This is a genomic window from Photobacterium sp. R1, assembly GCF_054600795.1.
This window is the reverse complement of the sequence record NZ_BAAHZP010000243.1, coordinates 1-353: the sequence shown is the minus strand read 5'-3', so window position 1 is coordinate 353 and position 353 is coordinate 1. Positions and strand designations below refer to the sequence as shown.

Genomic DNA, 353 nt, shown 5'->3' with positions numbered 1-353 from the left:
AAAACAATACAATTTTCATCATTATTCTATTCTCACCTCAGGCCAGAGTCGCTTTTGCCATGACCCCCGCAGACAGAATATCAATCACCCCGGCCGGCCAGCCGGCGACAAAATCCCGCTCGTGCGACACCAAAATGACAGTCCCGTTAAAGTCGATCAGCGCTTGCTTCAGCGCCGCTTTCACCGTGGCATCCAGATGGGTGGTTGGTTCATCCAGCACCAGTAAGTTTACCGGCTGCAATGCAAGACGGCACAACTTCACTTTGGTCTGCTCTCCCCCGCTGAGCGAGCCGACTGGCTGCAAGGCCAGCTTGCCGGACAGTCCAAAGCGCGCTAACTGCTGCCTGGCCGCT

Annotated in this window: 1 protein-coding gene; it reads right to left on the bottom strand. The window is 55.8% G+C overall.

Annotation, left to right across the window (positions count from 1 at the left end; translation table 11 throughout):
• Positions 1-37: 37 nt before the first annotated feature.
• Positions 38-353 (bottom strand): ATP-binding cassette domain-containing protein (locus ACYP03_RS24870; protein WP_459782507.1); only part of this gene is annotated, 316 nt, incomplete at its 5' end.